Below are 21216 nucleotides of genomic sequence, written 5' to 3'. Positions count from 1 at the left end.
GTGCAGGCGATTGACGATCTGATCGACGAAGCGCCAACTAGCGCCAGCTACGACGTTATCTTGCTGCACGTCTTTGGCGGCGGCGACCCGATCTACGCCGCCCTTGCGCCGGTACCGCTTACCGTCACCATTCTGGAAAACGACAATGCCGGTCTTGTGTTCACACCAGCGACGCTCACCATTGTAGAAGGTTCACCCGGCAGCTATACGATCACGCTCACGAGTGAACCAACCGCGAATGTGACGGTGACGATTGACGGACAAGGGTTCCTGTTGATCAACGGCAATGCTACTGCGACGTTGACCTTCACGCCGGCCAACTGGAACACGCCGCAGACGGTCAGTGTGCTGGAACCGAATGTCGATCAAATTGCGCAACTGGCGCGTAATCGGATTGTATTGCACACCACGAGCAGCCTCGACCCGGCCCATGACGGCCTCAGCCTTGGACTGCCGGTCACGGTGGTTGATGACGATATTCCGGGGATCATTCCCAGCGCCGTTGAACTAACTGTTACCGAAGGCGGTAGCACCAGCTACACTATCGAGTTGGCGACTCAGCCAACCGCCAATGTGACCATTACAATAAATGGGCAAGGAGTAGCGTTGATCAACGGTGTGGCAGTGGCAACGCTTACCTTTACGCCAGCCAACTGGAATATCCCACAGCTTGTCACAGTGTTCGTACCCGACGACAACATTGCTGAAGCAAGCCAGACCATCTTGCTGCCGCACACAGCAACTAGCGCCGATCCGTTCTACAATGGCCTGATCGGGCCGGCAGTCGAACTGACGATTCTCGACAACGACCCGCCCGGCTTTATTGTAACCACCCCCCTTGCGCCGCTTGTTGTGTCAGAAAATGGCGATAGCGTTACGATCCAAATTCGTCTCGCCAGCCAACCTACCGCGCCGGTGCAACTCAACATCTCGGTGGATAATCCGGCTGAGGGTAGCGTAACGCCAACGAGCATCGTGTTCGATGAAACGAATTGGAATCTCAATGCGGCATTGATTGTGAGCGGGGTTGATGACACACTCGAAGATGGGCATCAGCCATTTACCGTACAATTTGCGCCGGCGATCAGCGCCGATCCGTTCTACAACGGTCTGGCGCCAACCAACCTGAACTTTATCAACAGAGACAACGAATCGGTGCGCATCAGCATCAACGATATTATCCGGCTCGAAGGCAATAGCGGCGTCGCCAATGGCAATTTCATCGTTCGCCTCAACCGCGTCTCCGATCGTGATATTCTGGTCGATTACGCGACCGCCGATGGCACCGCAACGGCCGGGCTTGATTACAATGCCATTGCCGGAACTTTGACGATCCCCGCCGGTCAGTTGCAAGTCACCTTGCCGGTTGGAATTATCGGCGATACCTCGCCGGAAGACGACGAATTCTTTATCGTCAACCTGAGCAACCCACGGGCAACGATGCCCGGCCAGCCCAGCATCTTAGCCAGCGACGAGACCGTCGTGATTGCCGATAGCGTGGGAGTTGGCACGATCCGCGACGATGATCCGCCGGCGGTGCGCTTCGTAAGCAATGACTTCGTTGGCAACGAGAGCGCTGGTGCAGCTACCGTTACGGTAACCCTTAGCCGCCCCGCTACCAGCACGGTCACGGTCAATTATGCCACTGTCACCGGCGGCACGGCCCAACCCGGTGATGGCTCATCTCCGATTCACGACTACGCACCAGTCAGTGGCGTGCTCAGCTTCGCGCCGGGAGTGACCAGCCAGAGCTTTACTATCCCGCTCTGGAATAATAATACTGCTGAGACGCCGCTAGAGACGATCATCGTTACGCTCAGCGGGCCAACCGGGGCAACCCTTGGTGATCCGGCCACGGCCACAGTCACGATTATTGACACCACCCCGGCGTTGCTGACCCAAAACCCGACTGCGCTGCAAACAGCCGGCCCGAATTATACCACCTTCGGTTGGAACTTCTACGGTGCGAACGAAGGCGCTTCGCTGGTGCGGATCGATGTGCCATGCGGCATTACCGGCGGTCTAGCAGTTGAACTGCTCAGCCCATCGATCAATCCGGCAACAAACCCGTTTGACGTAATCCGTGATACGGCGGAAACGACAACGTTTGCCTTGTACCGTATGCCAGACGGCTGGCAAGCAAGCGACGGCTATCCTCCCACCATTGGGACACCGGTCGCGATCGCCAACTATGCGCCAAATACCGGCGATGCCACCACATGGGTAAGCCTAGCGGGCATTCCCAATCCCACGCCGTGCGGCATCTATATCTTAGAGGCCAGCGTACCCAATAATGATACCAACGGCTGGGCCGTGCGCAGCGGCTGGACCGGCAGCGGCGCGCCGGCCATCGACCTCGATGGCCTCCCCGGCAGTGGCGATGAGATCACGCAGGGTATCTTACGCCAGACGCTGCGCCATCCGCCGGGAACCCCGGTCTGCACCACCTTCTTCCAATACGTCGCACCGGGCTTGAGCAGCGTCACCTTCCACAACTTTGATCTCGAGGGCAACTTCGCTGGCAGGGCATGGGTGCGCTATTATCCACCCGGATCGCTCTACGATCCTACCGGCCAAACCGGGGGCATTCCCGGCACGGCTTCGGCTGACGGGCAATGGAACAATGGCACGGCAACCACTCGTGGCGGCGATGTGATTGCCTCCCCCCAACCGGGGTGGTGGCGGATTGTGACTTGCACTAACCACCCTACTGCCGAGAATTACTTTATTCAGGAAGGGCAGACCGGTATGCCAATCTACCTGACCCCACCGCCAGCCCCCGCATTGGCGCTGAACGCAACGCCTACCTCGACGACCGTCATCACAGGCAGCAGCACCACCCTGTCCATTACCTACGCCAATCAAGCCAACGGGCCGGCTGCCGGCGCAGCGCACAACCTCCAACTGACGATCACCTTATCCGATGGGATCGGCTTTAGCGCGGGGGCCTGCGCTGCCATTCCCGGCTCGTGCAACGTGAGTGGGCCGGTCATGACGATTGATATAGGGCTTGTCGCGGCAGGTGCCGGCGACACGTTGAGCATTCCGCTCAGTGCCGGCACGATGCCGGTGGGCGCAGCGCCAATCGCGGTGCAAGCAACCGCTACTGATCAGATCGGCAATCTCTACCGGTGGCAAACCACGACGATGGTGCGGGTAGTGCCGTAGCAGCAGAGTGCAGACAGCAATACGGGCAGGTTTGAAACCTGCCCGTGCGTTTCTAGTCACCGCTATCCACGCCGCTGCGCCTACGGCTCTCGTCCAACCGCCCGCACAGCAGCAGCTTGCGCCTCGGCCCACGTGATCTGGGCCAATCGTTCTTTAACGGCTGGAATGCTCGCCGGCGCCATACTTAACTCATCCAGACCCAAGCCAGCCAGCGCCGGCGCAGCGTTAGGATCGCCCCCCAGTTCTCCGCAGATGCCAATCGGAATGCCGGCCTGCCGCGCAGCGCGCGCAGCCAATTCGATCATCCGCCACACCGCCGGATCATCGGCGTGATAGCGCGCTGCCAGCGTGGCATGACCGCGATCGACAGCAAGCGTATACTGGGCCAAATCGTTGCTGCCGATACTGAAAAAAGCGGCATCACGCGCCAATTGATCGGCCAATACCGCGGCTGCCGGCGTCTCGATCATCACCCCCAACGGTGGATTGGAACGATGATCAACCCCCGCAGCAGCGAGCGCCGCTGCCACTTCCTGCAACTGTGCGCGCGCCCATGCCAGATCAGCCGGTGTAGTCACCATCGGCAGCATAACCCAGATATCACCGTGAACAGCCGCGCGCAGCAAGGCGCGCAACTGGGTATGAAAGAGATCGGGCCGCTGCATCGAGAGGCGTAACCCGCGCACGCCGAGGAACGGATTCGCTTCGGGCGGTAACGGCAGGTACGGCAACGGTTTATCACCGCCAATATCGAGCGTCCGGATCACAATCGGACAATTAGGCAATTCAGTCAGCACCGCCCGATAGGCAGCGTATTGCTCATCTTCATCAGGCGGCGTTGCCCGATCGAGGAAGAGAAATTCGGTGCGAAACAGCCCAACCCCTTCTGCGCCATGCTCGCGCGCCAGCCGGGCCTCAGCCGGACGGCCAATATTGGCCCACAACGCCACCGGACGGCCATCGCGCAACTGGCCGGGCCGATCGTGCAACGCCGCGCGCCGCTGCCGGGCGGCGTGCAATGCCGCCATACGCTCTTGCGCCGCCTGCAACGCTGCCTCATCAGGATCGATCAACACCGTCGCCGTATCGCCATCAACCAACAGACTAGTTCCATCGGGCACGTGCAAGATCGCCTCGCCCACGCCAACAACTGCCGGTACCCCACGCGCGCGGGCCAGAATGATCGTATGGCTAGTCGGGCCACCGCCGGCAGTAGCAAACCCGGCCACATGATGGGGCAAATCTACCGTTTCAGCCGGGGTTAAATCATCGGCGACAATAATCGCACCGGGAGGAATGGTTGGCGAGACATAATCGCCGGCCAGTGCGCGCAGCAACTCAAGGCCAACCGCAGCCATATCAGCTGACCGCTCGCGCAAATACGGGTCATCCAGTTCGGCCAGCACTGCCTGCATCTGAGCAACAACCGTTTGAATCGCCCGAGTCAGTGGTTCGCCTTCGAGCACGAGCGCGGTAACGCCATCGGTCAGTGTTTCATCTTCCACCAATAGCGCTTGCGCATCGAACAGATCGGCCTCACGGAGACCGGCAGCCCGTTGCCGTTCCGCCAGCGCACGCAACCGGCCAACAGCGGCTCGCTGCGCAGCGTGGAACCGAGCTAGCGCCGCGTCAGCCGGCTCGTGCGGCGGGTCAACCGCCACTGCTGCGCGCTGCCACCGATAGGCCGGCCCGAACGCCAACCCAGCCGCACCACCTGCTCCTTGCAGCACCACACTCATACATTCCTCGTCGCTACTCGCCAAAATTCTCTTCAACCAGCTTGGTCAGCGCAGCAATCACTTCCGCCGCGTCCTCGCCGCTAGCGCGTAAGCGAATCTGATGCCCTTGACGCACCCCGATCTGCAAAAGGTTAAAGGCCGTCACCGGCACTTCTTTGGTTTGGGGCCGGCTCAGATTTTGAATGGTCACCGTGCTCTTGTAAGCCCGGACTGTCTCAACAAACACCTTCGCCGGGCGGGCATGCAAACCAACTGGGTTATTGACGGTCAAAACGACTTCTGTCATATCGCTACTCATAGACTTTCATCAACTCACGCGCTTGCAAGGCCGCCGCCGCCACTTGGTCCAGCGTCGCTTCAGCATTCGAGGCCTCAACCGCAGCCAGATAAGCGCCCTCGACTAATGGCGCATTGCTAATCTGAACGGGCGGGCCAGAAAAATGTTCGAGCGCTGTTTCGACACTCATCACTGCACTACCCAGATCAACTAAGGCCAGAATGCCATCAGCGGCCCGCAACTGCTCGAGGCCGGCTAAAATCCGTTCAACACTCGTGCCCAGCGAACCATCGCTAGCGCCGCCGGCGGCGACAACCGGAATCTGGTCGCCACCAATTTGCCCGACAAACTCTTGGACGCCTTCGGCGAGTCGCGCGCTATGCGAGACGATCAACAATCCAATCATGCCTCCTCCTCATTGCGGCTACACGTCATCGCCAGCGCTCGTAACAGATACGCCGTTGAGGTAGCCCCCGGATCTTGATGGCCAATACTGCGCTCGCCGAGGTATGAAGCACGCCCCTTCATTGCCAACATCGGGATCGTCGCCTGCGCGCCGGCTGCTGCCGCCGCCGCTGCTGCCTGCACCGCCCGCGTCAGCGAACGGCCGTCGGCCAAGGCCGCGCGCAGGGCTTCGATAGCAGGAACTAGCGCGTCAACCATCGTCTTTTCGCCGGGTTGGGCCTTGCCTCGGGCCACAATCCCATCTAACGCCGCTTCGAGCGCCAACACTACATCTTCGGCGCTCATTTCGTGTCGATCAGCCAACGCCATCCCGGCCCGGACAAAGGCCGTGCCGTACAACGGCCCTGATGCGCCGCCAACTGTCGAAACGATGGTCATGCCAGTGGTCTTCAGCACCGTGCCGATATCTTTATCGGCCACCGTCGGCAGGCGGGCAATCACCGCAGCGAAACCGCGATCGAGGTTCGCGCCGTGATCGGCATCGCCGATTGCAGCATCAAGCGAAGTCAGCTCATCGCGGTAGGCGTGGATCAGCTCCGCCGCCACCGTGAGAAAATGCGTGACGTGTTCTACCGTGATTGGCATCGTTGCCTCGCTCGTATTATCGTGATGCAGTGATTGACAGATTGCGCGCACACCTACAACCGACACTGGTCGGCCTGAGCTGGTTGGCTGGCACGGCTGTAGGTCGGCAAACGAGCTGCTTCTGTTGTATGCTAGACCATGCCGCGCGTTGGATCAAGGGAAAATGGCCAAGCCTGTTTACCTTTTTTGTTGCAATTCTGAAACATACTGCATAGGGATGAATAGCAATCGCCCGCAGCGTCACCTGCGGGCGATCTTGGCGGGGAGGGAGGGATTCGAACCCTCGAGGGGGTTGCCCCCCTAGCGGTTTAGCAAACCGCCGCACTAGGCCACTATGCGACCTCCCCATAGCACTACTGGAGGGGGCGGTGGGATTCGAACCCACGGGACGTATTGCTACGTCCTTCGGTTTTCAAGACCGACGCAATCAACCGGACTCTGCCACGCCCCCGCTTGGCTGGCCGGCATAAAAAATGGCAGGCGGGACAGGACTTGAACCTGCAACCGGTGGATTTGGAGGCCACTGCTCTGCCAATTGAGCTACCCGCCTTCGCGTTCTTTATCCTACCATATCCGGCCAATTTTGGCAAGAGTGGGGAAGGTAGAAAGCGCGACCGCCAGCTTAAAATGCGGCAGTTGCACTACCGCACTCCACCCCAATCGCGCCCCGGTCACCGTCATAGAGATTTTCGGTAACCTCGCGTATTGCGTTACCCGCTTCGCCCAAACGGCAGATGAGAGCAACAAACGGCACCCGCCGCCTCAGTACCCCTCTGGCGCGTGGTAGCGTTCAAGGTTTTGGAAACGGGTAGTGCGTGACTCGAAGCGAAGCGGGATGATACCAAGCGGGCCGTTGCGGTGCTTGGCGATATGAATCTCGGCGATCCCCTTCTTGTCGGTCTCTTTATCGTACAACTCTTCGCGATAGATGAACATCACAATGTCGGCATCTTGCTCAATCGAGCCAGACTCGCGCAGGTCGCTGAGCATCGGCACGTGGCTCTGGCGGCCTTCGACCGCGCGCGAGAGCTGCGAGAGCGCGATCACCGGCACGTTGAGTTCGCGGGCTAGCGCCTTGAGACCGCGGCTGATGTCGCTGACCTCTTGGACGCGGTTGTCGGTGCGGCGGCCCGACATCAGTTGCAGGTAGTCGATCATCACCAGCGTGATGCCTACTTCGCTGTGTAGGCGGCGCGCGCGGGCGCGCACGTCAGTAATGCTGAGGCCGGGAGTATCTTCGATATAGATCGGTAGCTCAGACAGCACTCCCAACCCCTCGATCGCCAGACTTAACTCTTCGCCGCGCAGATTGCCGGTACGCAGCCGTTGCATATCAATGCCGGTATGCATAGCCAACATGCGTTGCACCAACTGCTCGCGGCTCATTTCAAGACTAAAGATGGCTACCGTACCGTTGGCTTGAAAGGCGACGTTGTAGGCCAGCGAAAGCGCGAGCGAAGTCTTGCCGACGCTGGGCCGGGCGGCGAGAATAATTAGGTCGCTCGGCTGCAAGCCGCCGGTCAGCTCATCGAGATCGTGATAACCGGTCGGTACGCCGATTACCTCGCCGCGCCGCTCTTGCATCGACTCGATCTGAGCAAAGAGGGTATTGACCACACGGCCAATGTGGACGAAATCTTGATTGTTGCGCCGTTGCGAGACAGCGAACAGCTCGGCTTCGGCCCGATCAAGCGTCTCTTCCAGATCGCTCGCTTCGTCGTACCCCATCGCTGCGATCCGCCCGCCAGCCTCGATCAGGCGGCGCAATAGGGCGGTACGCTCGACGATGCGGGCATAGTATTCGATGTGAACGGCGGTCGGCACCTCAGTGACCAGCTCGCTCAGCATGGTGATGCCGCCGATCAGCTCAAGCTGGCCGCGCCGGCGCAATTCGGCAGCGACGGTTGCCAGATCGGCTGGTTCACGCCGGTTGTAGCAAGCTAGCATCGCCTCGTAGATTAGCGCATGCTTTTCGAGGTAGAAATATTCGGAAGGGAGCCAGCCGGCAACCGCGATGATGGCGTCACGTTCCAGTAAGATCGAGCCGAGCGTTGCCCGCTCGGCCTGCAAATCAAACGGTACGCTGCGTTCGAGGCGATCTTCCCGCTTTTCCACGATTTTCCCCCCGTTGCCCACCGGTTATCCACATCATCTGGATAAAACGCCAATGTGCCGCGAATTGCGGCACATTGGCAAGAGATGTCGCTAAACGTTGCGCGAGCGGTTATTCGCCTACCACCACAACCTTAAGCATGGCCGAAACCCCGCTAGCCAGTTCGACCGGAACCTCATACTCGCCGGTGCGCTTGATCGGATCTTCGAGCGCGATTTTACGCCGGTCGATTTCGATGCCGGCCACTTCGTGCAACTTGGCGGCAATATCGGCATTGGTCACCGAACCGTACAGTCGCTCTTGCTCGCCGACCTTGACCACAAAGGTCAGTGTCAGTTCAGCCAGCTTGGCGGCTAACGCCTCGGCCTCTTTGCGCGCCGCTTCGGCCCTGCGTCGCTGCGCGGCCAACCGCTCTTCAGCCTGTTTGATCTGGCTCTTAGTCGCCAGCACGGCAAACCCCTTCGGCAGCAGATAGTTACGGCCAAAACCGCCGCTCACATCTTTGATTTCGCCCGCTTTGCCCAGATGCTCAACATCTTGCACGAGCAATACTTTCATTTTCTTTGCGCTCACGGCGCTCTCCTTTACCTACACCGGTTATAAGCAACGGCCCTTATCTTACCATAACCCGGCGCGGATCGTCAACGATAGATCACTGGCGCATACGCGCGGTAGAGCGTTGTCACCACGCGTAAGGTGATGGGGACGCTTTGTATGCCGGCGCTGCCGGCGTTGACCGTGACCGTGGTTGAGTAATTCCCCGGCGTCAGACCGGATGGATTAATCCGGTAGCGCAACAGACTGGTATGGCCGCTGCCGCTGGTCGTTTCGAGTGTAAGCCAGCTCGCGCTGCCGCTCGCTGTCCAATTGATGATTGCCGAACCGAGATTCTGCACCACAAGCGCATAGCTCGTCGCCGGATCGGTTGCCAACATGGGAACAGTCACACTCGCCGGCGTAACCGCCAGTTGCGCCGGCGTATCTTGACGCAGATAGACTGGCGTACCGCTGAGCGGAATCTGGGCCTGCCCGCCACTGATACTTAGCGGTAGCGTCGCCCCGTCGCGGCTAAGCAGTTGGGCAATGCGACCGGACTCAAGTGGCATCGTGCGCGTCTCGGCGCTGCCGGTCGTCCATAAGAGATCAACCAGCGCGCCGGTCGCGGTCTGGAAGCGGAGGTGGTAGCGAGCAGCGGGGATAAGCGCGTTATTCTGATGGACATAGCTATGTAATGGCCCAAAGCCGGCAAAGGTCGCCCCTACAAGCTGGTTGGTGAGCGTGGCGTAGGCGTTGGCGGCGGGCTTACGGGCATAGCCTTGGCTCCGATTGCGCAGCAAGGCCATGTTACCCCACAGATCATTGGGCGGGCTATCAAACTTATCTTCAAGCTGGAACCAATTGATATGCTGCACGCCCAATGCCAGCGCAATACCGTGGCTGCGCACCAGAAAATCAGCTTGCTCTTGCTCGCTGCGACAAACGGCGGAAGCATGCGTGCAGGTCGACCACCCTAGCTCACTGATCCAGAGCGGCACATGGGGCCCGCGCCGGGAATCGAGCCAGCCACGGGCATTGCTAATCCGTCCCCAGAGAGAGACCAAGCCAAACAGGCCGACCCGATCCGGAGCGGTGTCGGGCATATAGGGGTGGATCGCCAGCGCATCGAAGCTGGTTTGGGCGACAGGCACAGCCCCAAACGCCGCGCCGAGAAATTCGAGCCCGTCGCGATTGCCGCCAGTGCGTGTGCCGCCATCAAAAATGTAAACACCACCAGTAGCGATGATAGCCGTCGGGTCGGCGGCTTTGGCAGCGGCATAACCGGCGGCTAGCAACGCGCCGTATTCGTTCGCCTCACCCGGCCACGTCGCCCAGTTATTCGGTTCATTCCAAATCTGCCACACCGCCACCCGCGGCGAACCGGGAGCATCGTTCATCCCATCGCCATCGTAGCGTTCGACCGCCGCGCGAACAAAATCGGCGAAGTCTTGCGGGTTAGCCGGCGGGCACCAGTAGTTGAGCGAACCATTGTTGCGCGTGATTCGGCTGGCGCAATCAGCGACCCGCGCCCACTCCGGCGTGGTCAGCAGCATTCCGATAATGCCGAACCCGCCATTCGCCGCCTGCGCCAACGCGGTATCCATCAAGCCCCATGTAAAGTTGCCCTTACTCGGTTCGAGATTAGCCCAACTGATCTCTTCCCTCACCCACTCAGCGCCGAGTTCGCGGGTGGCATTGACCAGCGCCGCCAGATCATCATTGCGGTTCTGCGGCAACCGTTCCAAGCCGCTGAAGTAGGTATTCATCCCAAACGTGGTGAGACGGGGTGGTTGGTCAGGAGCGGCCAGACTGGGAGCAGGCGATGAACTTAGCGCCAGAGCGGCGATTAAGCTAATGACGAGCAGGGGGAACAGACGATGTGGCATAGGTTTGACCCTCTTGGTTAGCATGGTTGGCAAGCAATTGTGCCCTCGCAACCAGTGTTTGTGTATCCGCAAACGCCTCCCTCTTGCCATCAGCGTACCATATCTCAGGCAACATGTGGCAACTTTCGTCGTTATACAGAGAGTCACTTCACCCAGCGCTGTCTTTCATCCGACTGACATCTGGTCGCGCTACGATAGGGCCATTCCAATTAGCATCGTGACGGAGTTGTGTATGTATCGCCGTTACGGCAAGCGGTTGCTCGATCTGATCATTGTGATACCGGCGCTGATCATCTTAGCGCCAGTGATGGCCGTGATTGCCTTGCTGGTGCGGCTCAAACTCGGTCGTGGCGTAATCTTTCGCCAGCGCCGGCCCGGTTTGCATGGCCGGCCATTTACGATGCTCAAGTTCCGCACTATGACCGATGCCCGCGACGCACAGGGCCGGCTCTTGCCCGACGAACAACGGTTAACACCGTTTGGCCGGTTTTTGCGCAGCACCAGCCTCGACGAACTGCCCGAACTGTTCTGCGTGCTGCGCGGCGAGATGAGTCTGGTCGGACCACGCCCGCTGTTGATGCAGTACCTCGCACGCTACACCCCCCAGCAGCGACGCCGGCACGAGGTCTTGCCGGGCATCACCGGTCTGGCACAGATCAACGGGCGCAATGCCCTCTCGTGGGAAGAGAAGTTTGCTTACGATGTGCAATACGTTGATCAGGTATCACTATGGCTTGACATACAAATCCTCGCGCTGACGCTCTGGAAGGTGTTCAAGCGCGAAGGGATTAGCCAGCCGGGCCACGCTACTACCGAAGAGTTTATGGGAACGCCGCCATTACCACCCGCGCAGCCACAAGCAGCCAGTAGTAATTAAGACGGAACGGGCCGCAGACCCGCCTTGGCTCAGCGCGGCAGGCGAACGCCCACGCTCTATCCGCACCAGACTGCCCCATAACGCCAAGGCCCTAGGATACGACTTAAAAAGTAGCGAGTCATGGACAGCGATACCCTCAATAAGAAATGATAGTGCTATGGCTCAACGCATCTTAATCATTGGCGCCGGCGGGCATGGACAGGTTGTGGCTGATATCTTGTTGCAGGCGGCAGCCAATGGCGGTGATTGCCAACCGATCGGCTACCTCGACGACAACCCGCGCCGGTATGGGGAACAAGCGCTAGGGTTACCGGTGTTCGGGCCGGTTGCAGCGTTGGCTAGCATCCCGCACGACGGTATTGTGATCGCAATTGGCGACAACCGCACGCGTGCGCGCCTCTTCGCCGAATTGACGGCGCGCGGCGAACAGTTGGTCAGCGCCATCCATCCCTCGGCAATCATCGCTGCCAGTGTCACCATCGGCCCCGGCACAATGATTTGCGCCGGCGCTATCATCAATCCCGGCAGCGTCATCGGCGCCAATGTCATCCTCAATACTGGTTGCACCATTGATCACCACAACCAGATTGGCGATCATGCCCATATCGCCCCCGGCGTCCATACCGGCGGCCAAGTTGTCATCGGCGCAGGGACGCTGATCGGGATCGGTGCCATCGTGATGCCGCAGCGTCGAGTAGGGGCATGGAGTGTCGTTGGCGCCGGCGCGTTGGTACAACGCGATGTTGGAAACGAAATGATCGCAATTGGCGTACCGGCGCGACCATTCCGCGAACGGGCCATTGGGGAATGAACCTTACTATAACGACGCAAGGGATCGCGCAAGCTGTCTATTGCCGGCATCATACCAGATTATTCGTCATTCGCCTTTGCGTCTTTGCGTTCCATAGTAGGAGGACTTTCGTGCCCATTCCTATGTCATCGCCCGACATCACCGCAGCCGAAATCGCCGCCGTCAATCAGGTCTTGCAGACCAGCTATCTCAGCATTGGGCCGCAGATCGTCGCCTTCGAGCAAGCTATGGCCCAGTACGTTGGCCTCCCCCATGCCGTCGGGGTCAATTCCGGCACCAGCGGGCTACACCTCTGTTGCATCGCCACCGGCGCGCGCGATGGCGATCTGGTGATTACCACCCCCTTCTCGTTCATCGCTTCAGCCAACAGCATTCTCTACGAACGGGCGTTACCGGTCTTCGTTGATGTTGATCCGGCCACCGGCAATATTGATCCACATCTCGTTGCTGAAGCAGTAGCCGATCTCGTGCGCGGTGGCGCCGCGGCTGCGCGCTGGCTCCCCCGCCGCTATGGCCCGATCGGCACGCTCAAAGCAATTATGCCCGTCCACGCCTTCGGCCAACCGGCTGATATGGATCCCATCAACGCCGTCGCTGCCGAGTACGGTCTGCGCGTGATTGAAGACGCTTGCGAGGCAATCGGTTCAACTTACAAGGGGCAGATGGCCGGCACGCTCGGCGACGCGGCGGTCTTTGCCTTTTATCCCAACAAACAAATGACGACTGGCGAAGGCGGCATGATCGTCACCCGACACGACGACTGGGCTACCCTATTTCGCTCGCTGCGCAATCAGGGGCGCGATGTCTTTGATGCATGGCTCAACCACACCCGCCTCGGCTACAACTACCGGCTCGACGAACTCAGTGCGGCGCTGGGAGTTGCCCAACTGCAACGGATCGAAGAACTGATTGCCCGGCGGGCGCAAGTGGCCGCGTGGTATCACGAACAACTGGCCGATCTAGAGCTGGTCGAGCGGCCTCAGCTCAGCCCGCACACCACCCGGATGAGCTGGTTTGTCTACGTGGTGCGGATTCTGCCGCCGGCAGATCGCAATACAGTGATGCAGCGGCTAGCCGCAGCCGGCATCCCCTGCCGGCCCTATTTCACGCCGATTCATCTGCAACCCTTTTACCGTGAGCTTTTTGGATACGAGCAAGGCGATTTTCCAGTGACAGAACGGCTTGGCGCCATATCGTTGGCGCTGCCTTTTTCTAGTGTCATGCGCGAAGAACAAGTCACCGAGGTGGTTCATCATTTACGAGCCGCGCTCACGGGATAAAAGTATCAGCGCTGTTCTAACAAGATTGTTATCTGGTTGGCAGCGGTACACATTAATTGTTCACCTACCGCCGGTAGCATGAAGCCGTCACCTAACAGCTTAAGCGTAGCGTTATTCCCGCTAGCCTCCTCACCATACGCGCCGCACTGCCGACCAAGCAGCGACAGGAAAGGAGTCCGGCTTGAAGCTCATACCTGCTTCCCCCCTCCGCAATCGTTATTTGTTCTTGCTCGACATAGTTTTGTTGCCACTAGCGGCATACCTGAGCTTTTGGGTGCGGCTCGACGACTTGCCCGCAGGCACCGCCCTAGCCGGCTGGTTCGTCTTGGCCGTGATCACAACGCCCGTTCACATCGTGCTCTTCCAGCGATTAGGCATCTATTCGCGGTATTGGCGCTACGCTTCAATCGATGAATTGTTAATGCTGATTGCAGCCGTATCGCTGGCGATGATCATCGCCACGCCGGTTGCGTTTGTGGTGGCTAGCATCACACCGCTTACTCTTGTACCCCGTTCAGTGCCCATCATTTTCTTCTTCTTCGGACTAACAGCAACCATTGGGCCGCGCCTGCTCGCCCGCTTGCTCTGGCACCACAATACCCTCAAGCGCAAGCGTAAAGGCGACAGCAACGGAACGATGCAGCGCGTACTAATTATGGGCGCCGGTTCAGCCGGCTCGATGATCGCGCGTGAATTGCGTGACAACCCGCAACTCGGCATGATAGTCGTCGGCTTTCTTGACGATGACCCGCTCAAGCACGGGATGCACATCTATGGTGCGCCGGTATTGGGCAACCGGTTCGACATTCCCCGGCTTGTCCATGAATATGATGCCCGCTGCGTCATCATTGCTATGCCATCGGCTGCCGGCAAAGACATTCGCAGCATTGTCGAACTCTGCGAGCGCACCAATGTCAAGACCAAAATCATGCCCGGCCTCTACGAGCTGCTTGATGGCAAGGTGAGCGTCAACCAATTGCGCAATGTGCAAATCGAGGATCTCTTGCGCCGGGCACCGGTGCAGACCGATATTGCCGCCGTACATAACCTGTTGCAAGGCAAACGCGTGATGGTCACCGGCGGCGGCGGTTCAATCGGATCAGAACTCTGCCGGCAAATTCTGCGCGCCCAACCAGCAGAGCTGATCATTCTCGGTCACGGCGAGAACTCGATCTTTACCATCGAGCAAGAGCTGCGCCGGATTGCGCCCCCCACTACCAACATCGCCACCGTCATTGCCGATATTCGCTTTGCAGAACGGATCATGTACATTTTCGAGCAATACCGCCCGGAAATCGTCTTCCACGCTGCGGCCCACAAACACGTTCCCCTGATGGAACAGAATCCTTCGGAAGCTGTCACTAACAACATCCTCGGCACCCGCAATTTGCTCAGCGCCGCGATACAGGTGAATGTCAGCCATTTCGTGATGATCTCCAGCGACAAGGCGGTTAACCCAACCAATGTAATGGGGGCAACCAAGCGGGTGGCCGAGTTGCTGGTTCACGAGGCTGCCCGCCAAAGCGGGCGCGCGTATGTGGTGGTACGCTTCGGCAACGTGCTTGGCTCGCGCGGTTCGGTACTCTTCACCTTCAAGCAGCAGATCGCCGCCGGCGGGCCGGTGACGGTGACTCATCCTGAGATGCGGCGGTTTTTTATGACCATCCCTGAAGCGGTGCAGTTGACTTTGCAGGCGTCAGTGCTTGGTCAAGGCGGTGAAGTGTTTGTGCTTGATATGGGGGAACCGATCCGGATCGTCGATCTCGCCCGCGACATGATCGAGCTCTCTGGCTTACGCGTCGGGCGTGATATCGATATCGTCTTTACCGGTCTGCGCCCCGGCGAGAAGCTCTACGAAGAGTTATTCCTCGAAGGGGAAGAATACGAGCGCACCAGCCACGCTAAAATCTTGATCGCGCGCAACGCTTCCCAGTTCATACCACACGCACTAGCCGATCAGATCCGGATCCTCGAGATGGCGGCATTCCGCGACGATACCGCGATCTTGTTGCGCACGCTGCACCGGATCGTGCCAACCTTCAAACGACCTTCACCCGCGCCGATGATCGAACCGAAACCGCACGAGCAGGCGGTTGGCGAACCGCTCTGGCGGCGGCGTATTGCCACCGATTGAGTTGGTACGTTGAACGCAAGATGAAGCGGAGTCACATGCGGCGCAGCAATTCAAGCAGCGCCGCGGCCAGCTTCTGGCCATCGTGGCGCAACACCCGCACTGCCCGGCTCTGCTGCGGATTATCGAGCGAGGTCATGTATTGGATCACCGCCGCGGCGAGATCGGTCTCGATCACTAGGCTGCCCTCGATAATCACGCCGCGCTGGCCGCGCGTATCGCCGGGCAGGGCCGCCAGCTCTTCGTAATCTCCCGGATCGAGGTAGACCGGCGTCTGGTTCGCGGCAGCATAAATGCGCGTTGTTTCCGGATCGATCCGCTGTGCATTAACGAGCACATAATCCGGGGTGAAGCCAGCGTATTCTTTGATGGCACGAATATGGTCGGCAACGCGAAAGCCGGTGGTGCGACCCGGCTCGGTCATCAGATTACAGACGAAAATCTTTTTCGCGGCGCTCATTCGCACTGCCTCAGCAAACTCAGCTAACAAAAAGTTGGGCAGAATGCTCTCGAACAGGCTGCCCGGCCCTAACACGATAGCATCCGCCTCGTGCAGCGATTCGATCGCCACCCGCGTCAGCGGCGGCGGATCGGCTTGGGTCAGGCGCAGGTGTTGCACCCGCCGCTGGGCTAATTCGGGATGCAAATGGATATGCCGCACATCGATCAACGTGCCGTCATCCAGTTCGGCAACGACTTCGAGCGGTATCGGCGTTGGCACCACGTAATAGACATTTGGTTGATTAAGCAACCCCGATGCCCGGTAGTAATACTCGACCGGATCAGTCACCGGCACAATGCAGGTCATTCGATCAACCTGATCGCTCAGACTCGATAACACGAGCATGCCGGCGCCACCCGAAATCACCGCAATCCGGCGCGGTCGTTTGGCGCGGTCGTAGCCTAACACCAGCTCACCATCGACGGGTAATTGGCTTGGACGGGGAATGACCACCACACCGCTGAGTTGCCAGATGCCACCTGCCAAGACAAGTAGACCGACACTGAGTAGCAAGAAGCCACGCAATGGCCGGGGGAGAAATTGCAGGGTGAGCCACCACACCACTTCCGGCAGCCCTTCAACCGTGCGATAGGCGTGAATGAAGAGATAAGCCACACCAAGCGACAGCAGCACGATCCCGGCAAAGGTAAGCGAGAGCGACGGAAGCAATTGGCGCAGTGCGCTCAGACGATTGATAATTTGTTTCATGCCATCTTTGCTTGCTTATCATCAGCATCCTGCGCAGAGATTGGCCGGCGCGGCAAGCTGTTCCAGCCGCCCAATGCCCCACGCCCCCTATCCACTAAACTGCGCGCGCAGTGCTGCGCAGAGTGCGCGTAGGCCACCGTTACTGCGCGATACCGCTTCACACAAAAAGAGGCCAGCCAGCAACCCATCCGGGCAGCCGCTCCAGCGACTGAGTGCCACTTCACCAGTGGCCGTCATCGCCACAATCGGTTGGCGTTCAAGGTGAAGGCCATCACTCACCAATTCCAGCTTCATGCCGGTCGCCTCTTGCCATGCCGTCAAGTGTTTGGGATACGCGCGCAACGGGCCATTTGGTGCCGGCGGCGGCGCCATCACCAAGCCACGCTGGCGATGATGTGCCGCCAGATGGCCGGCCAGCAACAGGCTCACCTCAAACGGATCAAGCACCTCGCCGGTTGGATCAACTACCGCCAATGCGGTGCCATCGCCAGACAGCGCCAACCCAAGGTGCGAATCGCTTTCACGCACCAATTTGCGTAACCGGTTGAGACTCGCCTCAAATGGCTGCGGCGCACCGCGCGCAAAGAGCGGATCAGGATCGCGGTTGATCTCAATCGCTCGCGTCTGCCCACCCTCCCCTAGCAGCGCCGTCGCCATTCCGGCCGTCGTGCCGGCCATTGCATCGATGAAGAAGGTCATTGGTAACCGGCGGATCGCATCGAGATCAACGACATTACGCAGCGCGTCAAGGTAGGGCGCGCGCACATCAACCGTCTCTTGCGGTGGCGAGGAGGGCGGAAACACAAGCGATGGCAGGGGGTCAGGGGAAGGATCAATGCTCAAACCGCTCTTATCATCGGCGATCAAGATCAAACCACCCATATAATAAGGTCGGTTGCGTGCCGAGACGTACAACGCACAATCGGCCTGTTTGCGATCAAGCGCGTGGTGAAGAGCTGGCAGCGGTGCTGGCGCGCTGGCGAGCATTACCGAAACCCCTTGCGCTGCCAAATCGAGGGCCAATGTTTGGGCCAAGAGATTGGCGAGAAAGCGAGTATCAAAAGCGATCAAGCAGCGCGCGCGCTGATCAGCCAATGCTGCACCGACCGTCGCTGCCCGGCGGCGCAACTGATCGAGAGTTAGCTCAGCCGTGTAAGCTGCCTCCCACGCCTGTAGCAAGGGGCGTCGATACACACTCATGCCTGTGCGCGAAACTCCTCAACGATGCTCAGCATCTCATCGCGGATTGCACAAACGCGATCCCACGTCTGCGCCTCGAAGCGCGTCGTGATGGCCGGTTCGGTATTTGAAGCCCGCACCAACCCCCAGCCATCACTAAAATCTACCCGCACGCCATCGATGTCAATCAGCGGGTACTTGCCGGCAAACCGCTCGCGCAGGAAGTCGATCACGGCGAACTTGTGCTCTTCGGGGAAGGGGATGCGCCCTTCATCGATCGACGGTAACAGCGGGTAGGGCGCCAGCGCCTCGCGCAGGGTCTGCCCCAACTCGCCGAGAGTATGCAACAACATGACCCCCGCAAACGCCCCATCATCAAAATAGCGCCCGGGGAAGGGAAAGATGGTATGGCCGCTCAGCTCGCCACCTAACACCGCATCAACTTCACGCATCTTGGCCGACAGGCTCGTGTAGCCGGTCTTCCACATCACCGGCTCACCGCCCAGTTCACGGATTGCCTGCGGCAAGACGGCACTGCACTTCACATCAAACACGACCGGCCCTTTGCGCTTCGCCAGCATGACCTTGGCCAGCGCGATTAGGTAGCGATCGGCGAACACCACCTCGCCCGCCTCATCCACCACCCCCAGCCGGTCACCATCGCCATCGAGCGCAATGCCGAGATCAGCGCGATGCTCGCGCACCGCCGCCTGCAAATCGCGCAAGTTCTCAATTTTCAGCGGATCGGGATGGTGGTTGGGGAAGGTGCCATCTGGCTCGATAAAGAGCGGGATCACCTCGATACCGAGCGCTTCGTACATTGCCATGGCTAGCGGGCCGGCCACACCATTCCCACCGTCGAGCACGACTCGTGGTCGTCGGCCACTGACATCGATCCAGCGCCGTGCTGACTCGATGTAGGCCGGGCCAACATCAACCTGCTCGTAGCTACCGTTGCCTTGCGCAAAGTTACCGCTCGCCGCGATCGCACCTACCTCCTGAATCGCCTCTGAAGGCAACGGCTCGGAGCCAAAGCGCGGTTCGGCGCGGCGCAGCTTGAGACCATTGAATTCCGGCGGGTTGTGGCTCGCCGACACAATCGCTCCGGCATCGGCACCCAATGCCTCAACCGCAAAATACATCACCGGCGTCGCCACCATGCCAATATCGAGCACATCCATACCGGTGGCACACAAACCGGCAATCAACGCTGCTTGAAACCGGGGTGAACTTAGCCGCGCATCGCGGGCCACGACAATGCGCCGGCGACCCTCATTGCGAAACAGGGTGCCCGCCGCCCGCCCGAGCAACTCATAAATCCCTTCGTCGAGATCAACCCCGACGATGCCGCGAATGTCATACGCGCGAAAAATCGTTTGATTGAGCGATACGCCCATGCCAGCCTCAAATCGGTGGGTGACGTTCCCCGCGAACGCCATAGTCAACCATCGGATTAGTTCGATCCTAGCCGAAAGCATCCTATCCGTCAAGGTCGAAGAATGAATGGCAACTGGCCCTCCATAATACCCACTGTCAGCGCCAAATGGGATGACGGGCACACAGATCGCCTAATGAACGCGATGAATGCTCCTCACCCCAGTCCGCGCCTCTGCGAGGAGAGGGGAGTGTAGGGCGGAATTTATTCCGCCTTACGCGCCCTACGGAGTGGATGGCTTGCAGCGGCGGGACGGGCTTCACATCCACCCCTCGCCTCAACCCGCGCCCCAGTGGGGAGAGGGGGGATAAGCGCTAGTGCATCCTTCGCCCCAGCCCTTGCCCACGCTGGAGAGAGGAAACTTCCGTCATAGCAAGGGGTGCAAGCCCCAGAGCAAGGGTAACCCGGCGATTCGCTCTTACGTAACTTTGCCCACCTGCGACCAGCGTGTCGTCAATGAGTCATCATTTCCGTGCTTACGGGCAATTGCGTCAATTGCGGGCAGCAGTGCGGTGCATTTCCCGCCCGCCCCTTGCAATGACCGAACCACTCCTAGTCAATGCGCAGGCACGCAGTGTCGATAGAAGCGAATCGCTCGTAGCGACACCTGCTTGATGACCATAATCATGCTATCCTGTTTTGCATAAAGCGCACATTGATACCATTCGCATGTACCATGATTCCCTCTCCTCACCCCAATCTTGACCATCTCAACGAGATATTTACACGCTTTCCTGATATCTAGGCTGTCTACCTGTTTGGTTCGGTAGCGACTGGCACAATGCATGCCGAAAGCGATCTCGATCTCGCCCTTGTTCTCTGACCCGATGCCCACAGCTTTGCCAAACTCGACCTGCTTGCTGCATTGGCCGAATCCGGCTTCTGCAACGTCGATATAGTGATACTGAATACTGCCAACATCATCCTCAAACACGAGGTTCTCCGTCACAATAAGCTTATCTATCAGACGACCGACTTTGATCACGGAACATTTTTTCACTCGTTATGCGCCAATTTTTTCGATTTTCGTCCCTATCTTGATCTGCAACGACAGGCGTATAAAGCAAGGATGCAGTATGATCAGACCCGAAATACTTCAGAAACGGCTTGAAAAAGTTAACGAATACGTACACATTCTGCGCGGCATGCAAACGTATTCACGTGAGGAATTCATTGCCAATTCTGAACGATACGGCAGCGCCGAGCGTTTCTTGCAACTTGCAATTGAAGCACTCACCGATGTGGGCAACCACATTATCGCCGGTCGCCAATTGGGCACGGTTGACTGGTACAGTGATGTGCCGCACCGTCTGCGCGAAGCAGGGTATATTGATGAAGGCGCCGAACAATTCTGGATCGGATGATCGGCTTTCGCAACATTCTTGTCCACGAGTACTTTGGATAGACCGCGACATCGTGTATCAGATATTGCAAGAACATGTTGCCGATATTGAACGGCTCAAGCACATCTTCGGGCAGTTTTTGTGAACAATCCCCGCCCTCTCAGTAGACGACACAAGCCT

At 59.0% G+C, this 21216-nt stretch carries 17 protein-coding genes and 3 tRNA genes; 7 read left to right on the top strand and 13 right to left on the bottom strand.

The window, feature by feature from the left end; translation table 11 throughout:
* Positions 1-3168: Calx-beta domain-containing protein (locus Q1A59_RS15060; RefSeq protein WP_299645198.1), on the top strand; the 3168-nt coding region annotated here is incomplete at its 5' end.
* 80 nt (positions 3169-3248) lie between these two features.
* On the opposite strand, the gene ptsP is transcribed toward Q1A59_RS15060, so the two are convergent.
* From ptsP to Q1A59_RS15010, 10 genes are all read right to left on the bottom strand, one after another.
* Positions 3249-4907, bottom strand: coding sequence for a phosphoenolpyruvate--protein phosphotransferase (gene ptsP, locus Q1A59_RS15055; protein WP_298408092.1), 1659 nt, complete (start codon positions 4905-4907; stop codon positions 3249-3251).
* Positions 4908-4920: 13 nt separating this feature from the next.
* On the bottom strand, positions 4921-5193 hold the full coding sequence (locus Q1A59_RS15050) for an HPr family phosphocarrier protein (RefSeq protein WP_298408090.1): 273 nt from the start codon (positions 5191-5193) through the stop codon (positions 4921-4923).
* 4 nt (positions 5194-5197) lie between these two features.
* The gene (gene dhaM / locus Q1A59_RS15045; RefSeq protein WP_298408088.1) at positions 5198-5590 is read right to left on the bottom strand and encodes a dihydroxyacetone kinase phosphoryl donor subunit DhaM; all 393 of its coding nucleotides are present in this window, start codon (positions 5588-5590) and stop codon (positions 5198-5200) included.
* A complete protein-coding gene (gene dhaL, locus Q1A59_RS15040; protein ID WP_298408085.1) occupies positions 5587-6234 on the bottom strand; it encodes a dihydroxyacetone kinase subunit DhaL in 648 nt (215 codons plus the stop codon). Before dhaL ends, dhaM begins: the two co-directional genes overlap by 4 nt.
* A 257-nt stretch (positions 6235-6491) precedes the next feature.
* Positions 6492-6581: transfer RNA gene (locus tag Q1A59_RS15035), tRNA-Ser, on the bottom strand.
* Positions 6582-6591: 10 nt separating this feature from the next.
* A tRNA-Ser gene (locus tag Q1A59_RS15030) sits at positions 6592-6685 on the bottom strand.
* Between the two features lie 23 nt (positions 6686-6708).
* A tRNA-Trp gene (locus Q1A59_RS15025) sits at positions 6709-6784 on the bottom strand.
* A gap of 212 nt (positions 6785-6996) precedes the next feature.
* Positions 6997-8352, bottom strand: a complete 1356-nt coding sequence (gene dnaB, locus Q1A59_RS15020) for a replicative DNA helicase (RefSeq protein WP_366144877.1) — start codon at positions 8350-8352, stop codon at positions 6997-6999.
* 106 nt (positions 8353-8458) lie between these two features.
* A complete protein-coding gene (rplI, locus tag Q1A59_RS15015; protein ID WP_298408100.1) occupies positions 8459-8905 on the bottom strand; it encodes a 50S ribosomal protein L9 in 447 nt (148 codons plus the stop codon).
* An 83-nt stretch (positions 8906-8988) separates the two neighbouring features.
* On the bottom strand, positions 8989-10770 hold the full coding sequence (locus Q1A59_RS15010; protein ID WP_298408079.1) for a BACON domain-containing protein: 1782 nt from the start codon (positions 10768-10770) through the stop codon (positions 8989-8991).
* A 232-nt stretch (positions 10771-11002) separates the two neighbouring features.
* On the opposite strand from Q1A59_RS15010, the gene Q1A59_RS15005 reads away from it, so the two are divergent.
* The 4 genes from Q1A59_RS15005 to Q1A59_RS14990 all read left to right on the top strand — a co-directional run bounded on the left by Q1A59_RS15005 (position 11003) and on the right by Q1A59_RS14990 (position 15872).
* Entirely contained in the window at positions 11003-11647 is a 645-nt protein-coding gene (locus Q1A59_RS15005) for a sugar transferase (protein ID WP_298408075.1), read from the top strand.
* Between the two features lie 157 nt (positions 11648-11804).
* The gene (locus Q1A59_RS15000; RefSeq protein WP_298408064.1) at positions 11805-12458 is read left to right on the top strand and encodes an acetyltransferase; all 654 of its coding nucleotides are present in this window, start codon (positions 11805-11807) and stop codon (positions 12456-12458) included.
* Between the two features lie 110 nt (positions 12459-12568).
* Positions 12569-13738, top strand: coding sequence for a DegT/DnrJ/EryC1/StrS aminotransferase family protein (locus Q1A59_RS14995; protein WP_298408051.1), 1170 nt, complete (start codon positions 12569-12571; stop codon positions 13736-13738).
* 181 nt (positions 13739-13919) lie between these two features.
* The gene (locus Q1A59_RS14990) at positions 13920-15872 is read left to right on the top strand and encodes a nucleoside-diphosphate sugar epimerase/dehydratase (RefSeq protein ID WP_298483271.1); all 1953 of its coding nucleotides are present in this window, start codon (positions 13920-13922) and stop codon (positions 15870-15872) included.
* Between the two features lie 31 nt (positions 15873-15903).
* Here Q1A59_RS14990 and Q1A59_RS14985 read toward each other — a convergent pair whose 3' ends face one another.
* The 3 genes from Q1A59_RS14985 to Q1A59_RS14975 all read right to left on the bottom strand — a co-directional run bounded on the left by Q1A59_RS14985 (position 15904) and on the right by Q1A59_RS14975 (position 19697).
* Complete coding sequence (locus Q1A59_RS14985; protein ID WP_299645197.1) at positions 15904-17079, bottom strand: 2-phospho-L-lactate transferase CofD family protein; 1176 nt, start codon at positions 17077-17079, stop codon at positions 15904-15906.
* An 87-nt stretch (positions 17080-17166) separates the two neighbouring features.
* Complete coding sequence (locus Q1A59_RS14980; RefSeq protein WP_298490643.1) at positions 17167-18279, bottom strand: phosphoglucomutase; 1113 nt, start codon at positions 18277-18279, stop codon at positions 17167-17169.
* Positions 18276-19697, bottom strand: a complete 1422-nt coding sequence (locus Q1A59_RS14975) for a phosphomannomutase/phosphoglucomutase (RefSeq protein ID WP_299645196.1) — start codon at positions 19695-19697, stop codon at positions 18276-18278. The genes Q1A59_RS14980 and Q1A59_RS14975 overlap by 4 nt, the downstream gene beginning before the upstream one ends.
* Before the next feature lie 750 nt (positions 19698-20447).
* Here Q1A59_RS14975 and Q1A59_RS14970 point away from each other — a divergent pair.
* Together Q1A59_RS14970 and Q1A59_RS14965 are read left to right on the top strand one after the other, a co-directional pair.
* Positions 20448-20516, top strand: a complete 69-nt coding sequence (locus tag Q1A59_RS14970; RefSeq protein WP_298408097.1) for a nucleotidyltransferase domain-containing protein — start codon at positions 20448-20450, stop codon at positions 20514-20516.
* Positions 20517-20769: 253 nt separating this feature from the next.
* Positions 20770-21057 carry a DUF86 domain-containing protein gene (locus tag Q1A59_RS14965; RefSeq protein WP_299645195.1) on the top strand — a complete coding sequence of 96 codons (288 nt, stop codon included), beginning with the start codon at positions 20770-20772 and terminating at the stop codon, positions 21055-21057.
* Positions 21058-21216: the final 159 nt, after the last annotated feature.

Source organism: uncultured Chloroflexus sp., assembly GCF_937951745.1.
GTDB lineage: Bacteria > Chloroflexota > Chloroflexia > Chloroflexales > Chloroflexaceae > Chloroflexus.
The sequence above is the reverse complement of the archived record's forward strand: the minus strand, read 5'-3'. Positions and strand labels throughout refer to the sequence as shown.